This window comes from Enterococcus sp. 1001283B150225_161107_E12 (assembly GCF_015556925.1).
Taxonomy (GTDB): domain Bacteria; phylum Bacillota; class Bacilli; order Lactobacillales; family Enterococcaceae; genus Enterococcus_B; species Enterococcus_B mundtii.
This window is the reverse complement of the sequence record NZ_JADNNI010000001.1, coordinates 217,610-233,997: the sequence shown is the minus strand read 5'-3', so window position 1 is coordinate 233,997 and position 16,388 is coordinate 217,610. Positions and strand designations below refer to the sequence as shown.

Annotated in this window: 14 protein-coding genes and 1 riboswitch; of the genes, 9 read left to right on the top strand and 5 right to left on the bottom strand. The window is 38.1% G+C overall.

Annotated features, from left to right (window positions below; all coding sequences use genetic code 11):
- Both I2F89_RS00920 and I2F89_RS00915 read left to right on the top strand, forming a co-directional pair.
- Positions 1-1,284, top strand: coding sequence for an extracellular solute-binding protein (locus tag I2F89_RS00920; RefSeq protein ID WP_086334703.1), 1,284 nt, complete (start codon positions 1-3; stop codon positions 1,282-1,284).
- 22 nt (positions 1,285-1,306) lie between these two features.
- On the top strand, positions 1,307-2,860 hold the full coding sequence (locus tag I2F89_RS00915; protein ID WP_195513245.1) for a bifunctional metallophosphatase/5'-nucleotidase: 1,554 nt from the start codon (positions 1,307-1,309) through the stop codon (positions 2,858-2,860).
- Positions 2,861-2,936: 76 nt separating this feature from the next.
- Here I2F89_RS00915 and I2F89_RS00910 read toward each other — a convergent pair whose 3' ends face one another.
- A complete protein-coding gene (locus I2F89_RS00910; protein WP_195513244.1) occupies positions 2,937-3,704 on the bottom strand; it encodes an ankyrin repeat domain-containing protein in 768 nt (255 codons plus the stop codon).
- Positions 3,705-4,143: 439 nt separating this feature from the next.
- Here I2F89_RS00910 and I2F89_RS00905 point away from each other — a divergent pair, with 439 nt between their 5' ends.
- The 6 genes from I2F89_RS00905 to I2F89_RS00880 all read left to right on the top strand — a co-directional run bounded on the left by I2F89_RS00905 (position 4,144) and on the right by I2F89_RS00880 (position 10,513).
- Positions 4,144-5,487 (top strand): lytic polysaccharide monooxygenase, encoded by a 1,344-nt coding sequence (locus I2F89_RS00905; RefSeq protein ID WP_071867419.1) that lies wholly within the window; start codon positions 4,144-4,146, stop codon positions 5,485-5,487.
- Between the two features lie 149 nt (positions 5,488-5,636).
- Complete coding sequence (locus tag I2F89_RS00900; protein WP_195513243.1) at positions 5,637-6,251, top strand: flavin reductase family protein; 615 nt, start codon at positions 5,637-5,639, stop codon at positions 6,249-6,251.
- Between the two features lie 162 nt (positions 6,252-6,413).
- Positions 6,414-6,580, top strand: a riboswitch (M-box (ykoK) riboswitch).
- 100 nt (positions 6,581-6,680) lie between these two features.
- Entirely contained in the window at positions 6,681-6,836 is a 156-nt protein-coding gene (locus I2F89_RS00895) for a hypothetical protein (RefSeq protein ID WP_157811373.1), read from the top strand.
- Positions 6,837-6,899: 63 nt separating this feature from the next.
- The gene (locus I2F89_RS00890; RefSeq protein ID WP_071867417.1) at positions 6,900-7,781 is read left to right on the top strand and encodes an LCP family protein; all 882 of its coding nucleotides are present in this window, start codon (positions 6,900-6,902) and stop codon (positions 7,779-7,781) included.
- Positions 7,782-8,092: 311 nt separating this feature from the next.
- On the top strand, positions 8,093-10,126 hold the full coding sequence (locus tag I2F89_RS00885; RefSeq protein ID WP_195513242.1) for a penicillin-binding transpeptidase domain-containing protein: 2,034 nt from the start codon (positions 8,093-8,095) through the stop codon (positions 10,124-10,126).
- Between the two features lie 102 nt (positions 10,127-10,228).
- Complete coding sequence (locus tag I2F89_RS00880) at positions 10,229-10,513, top strand: hypothetical protein (protein WP_086334700.1); 285 nt, start codon at positions 10,229-10,231, stop codon at positions 10,511-10,513.
- 68 nt (positions 10,514-10,581) lie between these two features.
- Here I2F89_RS00880 and I2F89_RS00875 read toward each other — a convergent pair whose 3' ends face one another.
- From I2F89_RS00875 to I2F89_RS00860, 4 genes are all read right to left on the bottom strand, one after another.
- Positions 10,582-11,733: a cation:proton antiporter gene (locus I2F89_RS00875; RefSeq protein WP_195513241.1), complete on the bottom strand. Its 1,152-nt coding sequence runs from the start codon at positions 11,731-11,733 to the stop codon at positions 10,582-10,584.
- 175 nt (positions 11,734-11,908) lie between these two features.
- Positions 11,909-12,436: a DUF308 domain-containing protein gene (locus I2F89_RS00870; RefSeq protein ID WP_074799062.1), complete on the bottom strand. Its 528-nt coding sequence runs from the start codon at positions 12,434-12,436 to the stop codon at positions 11,909-11,911.
- Between the two features lie 69 nt (positions 12,437-12,505).
- Positions 12,506-12,856: a DUF2200 domain-containing protein gene (locus tag I2F89_RS00865; RefSeq protein ID WP_071867413.1), complete on the bottom strand. Its 351-nt coding sequence runs from the start codon at positions 12,854-12,856 to the stop codon at positions 12,506-12,508.
- Positions 12,857-12,992: 136 nt separating this feature from the next.
- Positions 12,993-14,525, bottom strand: coding sequence for a helix-turn-helix domain-containing protein (locus I2F89_RS00860; protein WP_195513240.1), 1,533 nt, complete (start codon positions 14,523-14,525; stop codon positions 12,993-12,995).
- Between the two features lie 129 nt (positions 14,526-14,654).
- On the opposite strand from I2F89_RS00860, the gene I2F89_RS15600 reads away from it, so the two are divergent.
- Positions 14,655-16,331 (top strand): LPXTG cell wall anchor domain-containing protein, encoded by a 1,677-nt coding sequence (locus I2F89_RS15600; protein WP_195513315.1) that lies wholly within the window; start codon positions 14,655-14,657, stop codon positions 16,329-16,331.
- Positions 16,332-16,388 lie beyond the last annotated feature (57 nt).

Here is a 16,388-nt window from a genome sequence, read left to right as displayed (position 1 = left end):
ATGAAATGGACAACTATTAGTAAGTTTTTGGTAGCATCAGCAGCTGTAATGACTTTAGGCGCTTGCGGGAACACTGGCTCGAATGCCTCTTCATCTAGTGAAGAAATCGTCACTGAGCTAACAGAAGAGACGACGATCACTTTTTGGCACGCAATGAATGGTGCGCAAGAAACAGCGTTACAAAAAATGACCGATGATTTTGTCAAAGCAAACCCAACTATCAAAGTCGAATTACAAAATCAAGCCCAATATTCTGATCTACAAGCAAAGATCAATGCTACTCTTCCATCAGCAGGAGATCTTCCAACAATCACTCAGGCATATCCTGGTTGGTTATATAACGCGGCTCAAGATGAGATGCTCGTCGATCTACAACCTTTGATCGATAATGACACGATTGGATGGCAAGACCAAGAAGAGATTCGCACCTCTTTGATGGATGGCGCCAAGATCGATGATGTCCAGTATGGTATTCCTTTTAATAAATCGACTGAAATGCTCTTTTATAATAAAGATATGTTGGAAAAATATGATGTCCCTGTGCCCACGACATTAGATGAACTAAAAGAAGCATCAAAAACAATTTACGAAGCAACGAATGGCGAAGTGGTAGGAGCCGGATTCGATTCTTTGAACAACTATTATACGATCGGTATGGAAAACAAAGGAGTCGAATTTGACAAAGAGACAGATTTGACTAGTGACGAATCCAAAGAATTGATCAACTACTACGCGGAGGGTGTCAAAGATGGGTACTTCCGGATCGCAGGATCGGACAACTATTTATCTGGTCCGTTTGCCAATCAAAAGGTAGCAATGTTTATTGGTTCGATTGCAGGGGAAGGCTATGTAAAGAAAGATACGGAAGGTGTATTTACGTATGATGTTGCTCCACGTCCTGAAAAAATCAATTTACAACAAGGAACGGATCTTTATATGTTCAGTAGTGCCACACCAGAAGAACGGACAGCAGCATTTTTATATATGAAATTCTTATCAGAGCCAGAAAACCAGTTGTATTGGGCAACCATGACTGGCTATATGCCAACGATCGAATCAGTATTAGAAAGTGATGACTACAAAAATTCATCTGAAACAAAAGTACCACGACAGTTAGAGGGTGCAACTAAAGAATTGTTCTCGATTCCAGTAGTGGAGAATAGTGACAATGCGTTCAATGAAATGCGTACGATCATGGAAAATATATTAGCTAATACGAATCAAGATACAGATCAATTGATCTCAGATTCAGTACCCCAGTTAGAAGACGCTTGGAATCAATAAAAACGACTGAGAGGATGAGATAATGGAAGTGACAATCCTTGCAACAAGTGACATGCACGGTTACATTCTGCCGACGAATTATGCCAGTGACTTAGAACAACCATTTGGCGTGGCGAAAGTAGCCGGAAAACTGAAGGAATTAAGACAGGCAGTAAGCGGTCCGGTATTCATAATTGAGAACGGTGACTTTATCCAAGGTTCGCCACTTAGTTATTTTGTTGCAAAACAATCGGAGTATTCTGTCTCGACGTTAACGAAGCTTCTAAACAGCATGAACTATGATGTTGGTGTGTTAGGCAATCATGAATTCAATTATGGCTGGTCCTATTTGAATGAAGCAATCCAATCCTATGATTTCCCAATAGTCGTAGCCAATATGTTGAGGAAGAATCAACAGGAATCGGTTTTACCTCCGTATCAGATCATTGAGAAACAAGGGATCAAAGTGGCTGTTTTGGGACTCGTGACTCAGTATATCCCCAACTGGGAAAACCCTGGAACAATCAAGGATCTTCATTTTGTGTCGGCTGTTGAAACCGCCAAAAAATACGTACCTTTATTACGTGAGTTAGCAGACTTAGTCGTCGTCGCATACCATGGCGGTTTTGAAAAAGATTTAACAACAAACGAGCCGACTGAAGCATTGACCGGTGAAAATGAAGCCAGTCGGTTGTTACAAGAAGTGCCTGGGATCGATGCGTTAGTCACAGGGCATCAACATCGTGAGCTTGCTGAAATCGTCAATGGTGTACCTGTGATCCAGCCAGGGTATCGTGGGGCTTTTGTAGGAGCAATCCAACTAACTGTCAAAAAACAAGACAACAAGTTTGTCGTCTTGGATCACTCGTGTAAACTTTATCCAACGAAAGAGGCTTCTCCAGATCCTATAATCCTTAAACAAATTGAACCGGTTTCTAAAGCATTAGATATGTGGCTAGACCAACCAGTGGGAGAAGTGCTGGGCAATCTACGGATTGTTGATCCTATGGCAGCAAGAGTCAATGAGCATCCATATATTGAACTGATCAATCGAATACAGATGGATGCAACTGGAGCAGAGATTTCAGGAACAGCCTTATTCAATAATGAAGTGACGGGATTCCCACAATCTGTCAGCATGCGTCATATTCTTACGAATTATATTTACCCAAATACTCTGGCTGTTGTACGTGTGACTGGACAAGAACTGAAAGCAGCGCTCGAACAAACAGCTGGTTACTTAATGGCAACCGATGAAAGAATTACGTTTGACCCAAAGTATATCCAGCCCAAGCCTCAATATTATAACTATGATATGTATGAAGGTATAAATTACACGATTGATTTAAATCAACCAATCGGTCATCGTGTGACACGCTTTGAAAAAGCAGGAGAGCCAATTCCCTTAGATAAATCACTAGAAGTGGTGATCAATCAATATCGAGCAGTTGGTGGTGGGAATTATAAGATGTTTTCAGCGGAGAAGATCGTAAAAGAATGTCCAATCGACATGACCGAATTGATTGCCGACTATCTCAAACGAAAAAAAGTGATTGATGCAAAAGTGAATCATAATTTCAACGTGATCGGCAAATAAAAATATTAGCATGAAAATCTCCCTCGAATGCGTGTACATCGCATTTTAGGGAGATTTTTCAGCGCTTATATTTATTTTATGATTGAGTCAGTTGTGCCAATATCTTAGTATATCCCAGTTCTCTAGCATAATCTTCCGCAGTTTTTCCTTGATTGTCACGTAATGTTTTGTTTGCGCCATGATTCAACAGTTCTTTAACGATTTGTTGATAGATTTCAGACCCATCTCGTAAAGCAACTGCTTCAATCAACGCGGTATAACCATAATTATTTTGATGGTCGATGTCCACACGTGCGTCGGTTAATAGAAGTTTCACATTATCTAAATGGCCTTTTTCAGCTGCTGGAATCAAGGCATTACCGCCAAAACGATTGACAATTGCTTGATTTGGTTCACGATGTTCCAACATATAAGATAGAATCTCTGTTTTTCCTTGTGCGGCAGCGTAAAGGTAAGGGCTGTCTTGGATCGTATCCTGGATGTCGATCGACGCACCATGATCGATCAGAAGTTTGGCGATTTCAACAAAATCATGATGGGTGGCAATCAGTAAAGGTGTCTCACCTTTGTCATTTTGTTCATCGATTGAATACTCTGTTTTTAGAATATCCTCAACTTTCTTTCGATCGTTGTCTTCAACTGCGGCTAATAAACTGCCAGATGGGTAACTCATAAGCGATTCCTCCGTTTCTTCAATTAAATGATCGGTTTGTTCAGTGGTTGTTTGCTCGATAGTAGAAGTGGTCCTTTTCGTTTGATCAGGAACGGTCATCTGCTGTGGCTCTTCACAACCCGTTAATGAAAACAGTAAAACTGCAAAGGGTAAGATCAGCCAAGCGCTCATACATACACCCCCCTTTGTATCATCATATGATGAAGCAATTGATACCGCAAATGAATGAACTTACACCAGCAAAAGAGCAAGGGGATAGATGTTATTATAGCTAGAGTTATAGTTTTTTTTACAAATAAGAAATAACGAAAATTGAATCATTCAAACTTTGTTAATTTATAATAAAAAAATTAAGAATAGAAACAAGTAATATTTTTTTGGAATATCTATTACTAAAATACGTCCATAAAATCTTGTTTATACAACATTTTGTACGGTGTTTTAACATTTTTTTTGTAATTTATTATTACCTTGCTTGCGGTAATAACCGGTTAGATTTAATCATATCTGTCTGTTATTCTTAATTTAAGATAACAAAAGCAAATACATAATAGAATTTTTTTGAAAAATCTGGAGTTATCTATATTAATCGTTAATTATGGAGGGAAACATGAAAAAACAAATTTTAGGAACCATTTTATGCTCAAGTATTTTATTTGGAGCAAGCTTAGCAATTGGTGGGAATGAAGCATCTGCACATGGATATGTACAGTCTCCTATCAGTCGTGGGTATCAAGGACATTTAGACAGAAATTCAAACTGGACTGCTGCTTTTCAAAAATATGGGGCTGTTATCAACGAACCTCAATCTTTAGAAGCATTAAAAGGATACCCACAAGCTGGACCAGCCGATGGACAAATTGCATCAGCAGGTGGTTCGCTTGGTGATTTCAATCTTGATCAACAAACCTCAACTTTATGGACAAAACAAGGAATCAACCAAGGTGCGAATTTATTTACATGGCGCTATACTGTCGGACATGCGACGACAAAATGGCATTATTATATGACGAAAGCTGACTGGAACCCAAATGATAAATTGGAACGTTCTGATTTTGAATTGATCGGTACAATCAACCATAATGGAACACCAGCATCAACGACACCACACGCAATCAACGTCCCAAGTGATCGTTTAGGTTACCATGTGATTTTAGCTGTTTGGGATGTAGCGGACACAGCTAATGCATTCTATAACGTGATTGACGTGGATGTAAAAGGTGATTCAGCTATTCCTGTGAAACCTCAAGCTCCTCAAAATGTACGTGCTGAAAATGTGACTGCTTCTTCTGTAGAATTAGCATGGAATGGACAAGCAAATACTGTATCATATAACGTTTACCGTGACGGTGAATTAGTTGGCAATACAAATGATCCAGAATTTAAAGATGCAGGACTAAATGAAGAAACAACCTACAACTATGAGATCGAAGCAGTTAGCCAAACTGGATTGACATCTGACAAAACAACGATTTCAGTAACAACTAGAGCGACAACTGCGGAAGAAAAACCAACTGCTCCTAAAAACTTACATTCAATGGGTGAAACGACTTCAAGCGTATCATTGATGTGGGGAGCTTCAACACATACACAAGGAATCAAACAATATGATATTTATCGTAATGGTCAGTTAGTGGCTTCAACACCATCTACGAGTTACACAGATGAGAACTTAGCTTCCGGTACAACCTATTCATACGTGGTGCGTGCCATCAGTACTACAGACGAAGTTTCAGACGCAAGTAACACTCTATTAGTGACAACGAAACAAGATGAAACAATCGAAGGTGTCCGTGAATGGAGATTAGGTTCTATGTCTTCACCGGAACTTTATACTGCAAACGAAGAAGTAAGCTTCCAAGGACGAGTATACACAACCCTTGTAACACATTTTAACTTTGGTGATGTAACATGGTCTCCAAATCAAGCGCCGACATTATTCCGCTTGAAATAATCAAATTCACACTCAGTGCATCTAAATGCACTGGGTGTTTTTGTATCAAAAAAGCTAGTAGTAAGAACGTTTAGTTGACAATGCTTTAGATTGTTCGATACCATGATTATCATAAGAAATGGTCATTCAACCAGAAAGTAGGAAAAGAAATGTTCAAACGAGTACCTTCAGACTTAACAGAAAGAGAAAATTATAAACTATTGATCGGTTCAGTTATCCCCCGTCCGGTGGCAGTGGTTGCAACAAGATCTTTACAAGGAGTGACCAATGTAGCACCATTTAGTTACTTCAATATTGTTAGTTCAAATCCACCGATTCTTTCTTTAGCTATCCAAAGAAAAAATGGGGAGTGGAAAGATACGGCAAAACATCTTATCGATACAAAAGAAGCAGTGATCCATGTTCTAGACGAAAGAATTCTGGTAGATGCTAATCAGACAGCTGCTAGCTTATCGAGCGAAGAAAGTGAATTGACGTTGACTTCTTTCACTACTTCCGAATCAGATACCATCAGCGTCCCAAGGATCAATGAAGCAAGTATTGCCTTTGAAACGACACTATACCAACACGTGCCGATCAAAAAAAACCAAGAAACGACCGCTGATTTATTTTTACTGCAAATTTCTACTTATCAAATAAGTGAAGCTGTTTATGATGAACAAACAGGCTATATTGATCCGAAACAGTTACAACCAATCAGCCGCTTAGCAGGAAACGACTACGGCAAGTTAGGTGAGATCATTCGCTTGTTGCGTCCGGAATAAATGTACGTCGATAACGCAGTTTTTTCTAACGTAAAAATGATTTATGGATCAAATGATATCCTCATATTTATTAAATAAAGTTTAATTTAGTTATTTTATTCTTTATTTTATTGATTATCGATGCGAAGAGGAATATGATAAATTTTGTGAAAATCAAATAAGTACTAACCTTGTTAGGTGAGGCTCCTATACAAACATAGGCTATTGCCCAGAAACGTCGAAAGACGCCAATGGGTCAAACAGGAATTGTCGGATTAAGGCTTTTTCCAATAGCTAAGAATACGTTCTTTACGTTGTATAGTGCTAAAACTCGGACGATGAGATGATGCTAGGTCAGAAATCTTGTTCGAAAAGGTTTCTGACCTTTTCTTATGCTTTCTTTCCCTTTTTTGCTCGCCTTGCCTAACTTGTGTCTGGAGAAGAAAGGGGATGCGCTGGAACAAGCTATTTGATTTTATCAACAGAGGTATTCATATCACTACAAAGAATGCTGCACGAAATAAACCAGATAGACAAACAAAAAAGGTCGACGAGTTGCAGCTCAATCGACCTAAAGACATGAAAGAGAATAAACTCTTTACTTGACTCATCATAATAGACAAAGCTACTCGTTTCAAGTAGAAGAGTTTGAAAGGAAGGGTCAACTGAATGAAACCATTTCAAAAAATCGTATTAAGTATCTTGTTAGTACTTGCAATGGTCATTGGCTTTTTTTCTTTTGAATTTATTCAAGGGTTCTCATCAGTGAAACAATCTGCAACAGTTGAGAAAGTCAATGCACAAGATGTCCCATCGATCATCAATGTGGCATTGATCGGTTCTGATGCACGATCAAAAGAAGAAAATGGCCGTTCAGATTCTTTGATGGTCGCCCAATATGATCAAAAGACCAAACAAGCCAAATTGATTTCTATCATGAGAGATTCTTACGTCTCTATTCCTGGTTATGGAATGAATAAGATCAACGCTGCCTATTCTTATGGTGGTATCGACTTATTGAACCAAACCTTACAAGAAAATTTCAAGTTGGAGACCCCTTATTATGCAAGTATTACGTTTCAAGATTTTATTGATTGTATCGATGAATTGTTTCCAGATGGCGTAACGATCGATGCAGAAAAAGATTTAGATTTAGATGGGGTAGCTATCAAAAAAGGAAAGCAAACGATGGACGGAAATACCTTGCTACAATATGCTCGTTTTCGTGAAGATGAAGAAGGTGATTTTGGACGTATCCGTAGACAACAACAAGTTGTTGAGGCGGTAGCCAGTCAATTGAAAGATGTCACATCGATCATCAAATTACCTAAGGCGATCGGTAAACTTTTAGGTAGTATCCAAACAAATCTACCGGAAAGTGTTCTGTTAGATTGTGGGTTAGATTTCCTAAATGACGAGAAGAAAATCGATACACTATCCGTGCCCGTTGATAAAAGTTGGGACTTCAATGATAATACACCAGCTGGTAGTGTCTTGGAAATCGACTTAACTAAAAATCAACAAGCGATACACGAGTTTTTAGATAAATAAATAAATGACTATATTGATAGAAATCGAGGCATAAGTGTTTAGCCTCAATAAATAAGGCACCATCCACGAAAATTGTTCCTCAAATTTTTATGGATGGTGCCTTATTTCCTATGAAGTTACATCTGTCCCCACCGTTTATTCGATTTTAGCAAATGCGAGAGGGCAAATGTCCCACTCTCTATTTTTGATTAAAATAAAGTTAATATAAGAACAGTACTGATTAAGAATCATTTGGGCTGCTATTCTATTTCCCCTTCCATGTGTTAGAATATCTTTGATTCGTACTTTTAATAAAGAGAGGTATTCAAAACATGAAGAGGAGTGACAGACAAAAGAAAAAATCGACTGGCATCTATATTGGAGCGGGAATCGTCGTCTTGCTTGCAGCAGCTGGTGGTGGCTTCTTTTATTATCAACACGTCCAGGAACAACAAGCGGTAAAAGCTGGAGAAAAAACGATTGAAGGATTTATTGACTCCCTGAATCAGGAAAATTATGAAGAAGCGGTAAAATCACTTCAAGTAGAAAACGGTAGTGATCTTACTGAACAAGATATTTTAGAGAAATATCAAAATATTTATGGTGCAGCAGAAATCAGAGGGATCAAACTCTCAAACTTATCCGTGACGAAAAAAGAGAATGATACGTATGAATTTACGTATAAAGCTAAAATGAATACAACGCTAGGTGAATTGAAAGACTTAGCATACGAAGGAACTTTGTCGCAAGAAGGAGATCAAACCAAAATCAATTGGCAACCAAATTTGATTTTTCCGCAAATGGAAGGGCAAGATAAAGTCAGCTTAAGCACAGACATAGCGGCTCGCGGTGAAATCTTGGACCGTAATAAACAGCCCTTAGCCACGACCGGAAAATTAAAACAATTAGGTGTCGTACCTGCAAAATTAGGTGAGGGTGAGGAAAAAACAACAAATATCAAAGCAATCGCTGAAGCCTTCGATTTGACTGAAGCCAGTATTGAACAGGCGATTTCTCAAGGTTGGGTCCAACCGGATTACTTTGTTCCTTTAAAAATCATTGAAGGAGAAACACCAGAACTTCCAAGTGGAGCAACGATCCAAGAAGTTGACGGTCGTTATTATCCACTAGGGGAAGCCGCTGCTCAATTGATTGGCTACGTAGGAGATATCACTGCTGAAGACATTGAAAAAAATCCTGAGTTGAGTAGCACAGGAAAAATCGGGCGTTCGGGTTTAGAGATGGCTTATGACAAAGAATTAAGAGGAACGAACGGTGGAAAGTTAAGTGTCACAGATGAAGAAGGAAATGAAAAAGCTGTCTTGCTTCAACATGAAGTGAAAAATGGTCAGGATATCCAGTTGACGATCGATGCCAATGCGCAAAAAACGGCATTCGACAGTCTAGATGGAAAACCAGGTTCTACTGTGGCGACAGCCCCTAAAACTGGAGATTTGTTGGCACTTGTCAGTTCACCTAGCTATGATCCAAATAAAATGACGAATGGTATTTCACAGGACGATTACAAAGCTTATGAAGAAGATCCCAATCGTCCGTTTATTAGCCGTTTTGCAACAGGTTATGCTCCGGGTTCAACATTTAAAATGATCACCGCAGCCATCGGCTTAGATAATGGGACATTGAATCCAGATGAAGTCTTAACGATCAATGGATTGAAGTGGCAAAAAGATAGCTCTTGGGGTTCTTACCAAGTGACACGTGTCAGTGATGTACCACAAGTCAACTTGAAAAATGCTTTAGTTTATTCTGATAATATCTATATGGCACAAGAAACATTGAAAATGGGGGAAGAAGCCTTTAGAAAAGGACTGAATCAATTCATTTTCGGTGAAGAGCTAGATTTACCGATCCAAATGGATCCTGCGCAAATCTCAAATGAAGAATCATTCAATTCGGAGATTCTGTTGGCAGATACTGGCTATGGTCAGGGACAATTGTTGATCAACCCGATCCAACAAGCTGCGATGTATAGTGTTTTTGCAAATAATGGCAGTTTAGTTTATCCACGATTAGTCATGGATCAGGAAACAAAAGATAAGAAAAATGTGATCAGTGAATCGAGTGTTCAAACGATTTTGCCAGATCTAATCGATGTCGTCCAAGACCCTAATGGAACTGCACACTCTTTAGCTGCTCTAGGCATTCCGCTTGCCGCAAAAACAGGAACAGCTGAAATCAAAGAAAAGCAGGATGAAAAAGGACAAGAAAACAGTTTCCTGTATGCGATCAATCCTGAAACAAATGGCTACTTAGTGATCAGCATGTTAGAAAACAGAGAAGAAGGCGATTCTGCTACTAATCGAGCGCCTGCTTTATTGCAGTATTTGAATCAAACTTACCAATAAATACAGAGGTTGAAATCGGATACAAAATAATTAGCTTTTTCTCTCTTGCAGTGATACACTAGTCTATATAAACGAGTGTAAATAACAAGAGGAGGAGATAAGATGACTGATGTTCCAAAAGCAGTGAAAGCGGAAATGGCAGCAAGCATGTTGAAGATTAAATTTGATAATGGGGAAACGAGATATTTAAAATCACATTTAGCAAAAGAACATGCAGAAGCTTTTTCGATGAAAAATGGCAAAAGAAAGAATAGTTTATTGGCTTCACAAACAACCTGGGTAGGATCGACTATTGAAATTCAACCAGATGGCACTCTTGTTCTGAATGAAAATGATTATTACTCGCCAGAAGAGTTATGGAACGAGAGCAAAGAGCATATTATTTGATCAAAAATAGAGCCTTTCTATTAGATTCGAGAAATCTAATAGAAAGGCTCTATTTATCTGAGAACGAATCACCCATGATACACTTTTCTAGTAAAGTATTTAAGAATCAATGGAGAGATCAAGGTACTTAATAAGATTACGATCACAAGTGGAGAATAATATTTTGCTTCAATCAATTGGCTTTGTTGTCCAATTTGCAAGATGATCAACGCCATTTCACCACGTGAGATCATACCAGCTCCTACCATAAAGGCACTATTCGTTGAAAAGCCGGCTACTTTTGCACCTAGATAACCACCGCCAAGTTTAGTCAAGACTGCAACAGTCGTTAGGATCAAGATAAAAATCAATTGTTCTCCGAAGTTAGAGAAATCGACTTCAAGTCCAACACTGACAAAAAAGACAGGGATAAACACGGCATAACCTAATGCCTCGACATTATGATACACTTCTTCTTTGACCGATGTTTGACTTACCGCGATCCCTGCAAAAAATGCACCAATGACTGAACTTAGTCCAATCAAATCAGCAATGTAGGACATACCTAGACATAAAACCAATGAAACAATGATGATTGCAGAGTTGGCATAGATTTTTCCAGCTAGTGACATCAAAAATGGGGCAATCCATTTGACTAATAAAAATATGAAAATAAAGTAAATCACTTGCTCCAATAAAAGAAGCGGTAAAGGGAGGCTGCTGCCAGATTCTCCCGTCAAAAATGATAAGCTGAAACTTAACACCAATACGACAAGAATGTCATCAACTACTGAAGCGCCTAAGATAGTCGAACCTTCTTTTGTATTGACTACATGAAGTTCTTTGAATACCTCAACAGAGATACTTACAGAAGTTGCTGCGAGGATGATTCCAAAGAAGATAGCTTCATTCCTAGTCACTTGGAAAATTTCACCTGTCAACCAACCAAATAATACGGGGAGTATGATCCCTAATAAAGCAACGAACATTCCTGGACGAAAGTATTTTTTCAAAAGAGAAAGATCGCTTTCCAGTCCAGCTAAAAACATCAATAAAATGACACCAATTTCTGAAAAATCGTGGACGAGAATATTAGGATGCACCCATCCCAGGCCGGCACCACCAAGCAAGACGCCAACGAGTAGTTGACCGATCACCGCAGGTACACCAAACCTCCTTGAAAGGTGAGAGCCAATGGTTGTTGCTAGCAAGATCAAACAGAGAATACCTATAAATTCCATTCTTTTCATCCTTCCTTTCTCAAAAAAGAATTTATTTTATTCGTGTCAAATGACCTCCTAAACAGGATAACATAAATAACGTTATTTATGTAGTATCGTCCATTGTGTGGATTTATGAAAACGTACAACAAAAAAGGCCAGGCAATTAAGCCCAACCTCGAATTTAAATAACTAATCAATTAACATACATATTTCTTACTTTAAAGTAGTTGATGATTTCAGAAATCCCCATAAAGATCAAGATACCGCCAAAGATTTGGAAAAGCACCATTAAGCTTTGGAATGGATTAAATAGTAAAATCAATCCGCCAATCAGCAAAATCACGCTGTATAATGACCATCCTTTTGATTTTGTATTCAAACTGATGAACAATTGAAATGCGCCATTTGCTAAAATCATCAAGCCTAAAAGAATTGGCAAGATCGAAACGATTGCTGAAGCAAATAAGAACACGATCAGTCCGAAAATCAGAAAAGCAATTGCACTGAAAAGTCCAAATCCCCAAACACCTGTTTTTTGCTTGTTTTTATAGGCTTCAAATAAATTGATCAGTCCTAATAAAACAAAATAAGCTGTGATAAGATAGCCGACAAAATTAAATACGGCAGTTGGGTTGATGACTATGGCGATACCAGCAATGATATAAATAGCTGCTCGTAAAATAGCATGTCTTTGAAAATTACTTCGAATAAGTTCATACATTATTATAACCTCCTTTTTTTTATTTTAACGGTTATTGATGTATAAACCAACTAATAACTAGTAATTCCATTATTTTCTAAGGATTTTTTCCATTTTCTTTCCTTTGGCTAACTCATCGATCAACTTATCCAAATAACGAATTTCTTGCATCAATGGCTCTTCAATATTTTCTACTCTAACACCACAAATGACGCCAGTGATCAATTTTCGGTCAGGATTCAATCTCGGTGCCTCAGCAAAGAAGGTTTTGAAGTCCTTTTCCAGTTTGATCTGTTCTTCTAATTTAGTTTGTTCATAGCCGGTCAACCAATAAATGATTTGGTTAACTTCCTCTTTTGTACGATTTTTTCGTTCTGCTTTTTTTAGATAAAGAGGATAGACAGAAGAAAAAGGCATAGTAAAAATTCGATGTTCAGTCATAAAGAAGCTCCTTTTTCCATTATTATATAATGAACTGTTCAAAAAGAATAGCTATAGTGTCAAGTCTCATGAAAGTTCAGTGAACAAGGGGATAGATAGTAAGAATGCTACATGATACTAATTGTATCTGTGAAGATCAATCAAAATCAGCGTAGTCACGTTCTTGTTTGATCTCAAAAATAAAGGTAGCTAACTGAGCAATCATCTTTTTCCAATCATCTGGACGAACGATGCCGTTTAACAAATAAATCTTTTTGATACTCTCAGGTAGCTGGTTTAGCGGGCAATCACTAATGACGATATCGCATTGTTCCATATAGTAACGTTGGATGACGATTGCCTCTTTTGAAAAAATTTGTTCGATTTTAACAATTAAATCTTTACTGATATAAAAGTCTTTCGTATGATTCACACCGATGATGATCGGTGGTTGCTTTTTGAAACGGTCGTAGAAATGGAGTAATTCTTCGATTACCCATGAAATATTTTCTTTTTCTAGAAAATCTGGTAAGTAATGCCAATTTTCTTGCCGGAAATTCTCATAAAATTCAGCTACGACTGTTTTTAAGTGTTCATAGTTTTTCTGATCTTTATAAAGTAAGAAAGTCGGTAAAGGCGTATTTGGCTGTTCGCTATCCAAAAAGGTATTGTGAAGTTTATTGATCGTAAAGGACAGTGCATATAACTTTTTTTGTTTTTCAGGTAGCTCTAAAGCGAAACGCTGACTGAATGCTTCAACTAATTTCTTGGAATAAATCAAATAAGGAAAATCGATCGCTAACAGTCTTTGATAGTGCGTCAAACTTTGCTCTTCACTATCCAATTGAGAAATCGTTAGGCGTGCTAATAAATTGAGTATGATTCGTTGTTCCCGACAAATCGGTAAATCAGGATTTAAAATATCCACATCAGGTTCAATCAAAAGATCAATATACTTAAACTGACTTAATTCTTTTTGAACATTTTCTAAAGAAGTCATAGGAAAATTGTCCTGGCAAAGTTTTAAGAGAAGATACAACTTATCCAAGACGCCACCATTCATCCCATCCAATAACTCTTTCTTGAAGAAGACATGGAGTGTGTAATTGATTTTTTTTGGCTCTTCCTTGTGATAGGGAAGGGATGTATTAGCAAAAATCGTCCAATAAACATCTAGAAAACAATATTGGATTTGAACTTCACTACCAGTGATTATTTTTTTTCCTTTAATTGAAAACTTAAAGGAGATTCCATATAAAGCTAAAAATTGGTTGATTGCTTTCATTTTAGAATAGAGATATGAAGGGCTGTAATTTGTCATTTGGCTGATCGTGACCATTGAGTTGACTTTTTGTCGAAGTAAGGCAGCGATGATTTGAAAATTAGTTGATTCAAAACAATATTTACCAAATAATTCATAATAACACTTCGCAAGGTCAGCATCGTTCAAAGAAATTTTGACAAACTTTTTGTTTTTCACTACTTCAAGATTATTTATGCCCAAAGCATGGAAGTCCTGTTCGATTTCATGAAGATATAAAAGAAAATTTGAATCAGACATCTTAAAATGGTCCGCTAGATAGTGCGTGGTGATAAAGAACTGATGCTCTGTTAAAAAAAGAAAAATCTCAAGCTTTGTTACATTTTTCTTCTTTAATAAAAACTTTTTGATTGCTTCTTGTGTTTGCATTGAAATTCCTCCGGTTGAAAATTTTACTGAAAATTTCTTTATTTTCAACAAAAAAACAGTAAATCTTCCGTATCAATCTATATTATCTTATGTTTAACATGATAATGATATTAAATAGGAGGAATTCTCATGAAATATTTAAGTCTTCTCTTTGCTTCAGTTTTACTGAGTAGTGTTTCTGTACCAGTCGAAGCTGCACAGACAGATGAACAACCTAGCAATGATGTTGCTCAACTAGCTTCTCATTCCGTCTGGGCAAATGTGAATCAAATCAAATTTTTAGAAGAACATGTTTCAGCAAACTCTGGTATTATGAGACTTAAACTAGGAGAGACGATCACGGTGAAGACACTGGTGACTTATTCAGGGGATATCCAACCGATTTTACAGTCTGTTGTCCGATTTGAAAACGTTGATCCAGCCTTGAAGATCGAACACGATCCAGCTTCACTTGTATTCCACAACAAACTAGCAACTTTTACGTTTAATATTACACTGACACAACCAATCAGTAGACCTGCTTTATTTACCGTAAAAGTAGCAGATGGTCAACCTGAGGACAGTCATCATTTGACACCATATAGTCAACGTCAAACCGTTGAACAAAAAGCTGGAGGAACAGGGGGCGTGACTGAGCCAGATCCTAATCCAGATCCTAATCCAGATCCTAATCCAGATCCTAATCCTAAACCGGATAATCCAGATGAAAATCCAGACGTAACACCGGATAATCCAGATGAGAACCCTGATGTGACACCAGATAATCCAGACGAAAATCCCGACGTGACACCGGATAATCCAGATGAGAACCCTGATGTGACACCAGATAATCCGGACGAGAACCCAGACGAGACACCGGATAATCCAAATGAAAATCCCGATGTGACACCAGATAATCCAGATGAAAATCCCGATGAGACACCGGATAATCCAGATGAAAATCCCGATGAGACACCGGATAATCCGGACGAGAACCCAGATGAGACACCGGATAATCCAGATGAAAATCCCGATGAGACACCGGATAATCCGGACGAGAACCCAGATGTGACACCGGATAACCCAGATGAGAACCCAGATGTGAGACCAGATAACCCAGATGAAAATCCCGATGAGACACCGGATAATCCGGACGAGAACCCAGATGTGACGCCAGATAATCCGGATGGAAATCCCGATGAGACACCGGATAATCCGGACGAGAACCCTGATGTGACACCGGATAACCCAGATGAGAACCCAGATGTGACACCAGATAACCCAGATGAAAATCCCGATGAGACACCGGATAATCCGGACGAGAACCCAGATGTGACGCCAGATAATCCGGATGGAAATCCCGATGTAACACCAGATAATCCAGATGAGAATCCAGATGCAAAACCGGATAAACCAGAGGGGAACAATGGAAACTATGAAGGAGATAACGAGGAAGATGGAAATGGTGGACATGGTGGTGAAGAAGTGATTAAACCACAAATCCACCCTGAAGGCAGCAAACCAACGATCACAATACCTGAACAAGTAAAACCATTGTTTCAAATTCGAAAACAATCAATTCCATCTATTGGTACGACAGATGTACTGCTAAATAAAAAATTGTCTGAAAATGCGAATGAAATTCTACCAATGACAAAAATAGCTCACTCTTCAAATCAAGTAGCTAATGATAAACACTCTGCAACATCAACAGATGAAGTAACGAATCAATTACCTAAAACGGGCGAGCATAATCGCTTCTTTACATGGATGTTTGGTCTACTGATCACAGGAATGAGCATGGTTACTTTTAGAAAAATCAACTAATAATTGTAATAGATAAAACACGCCTTGAAACATTCTGTTTCAAGGCGTGTTTGCGTA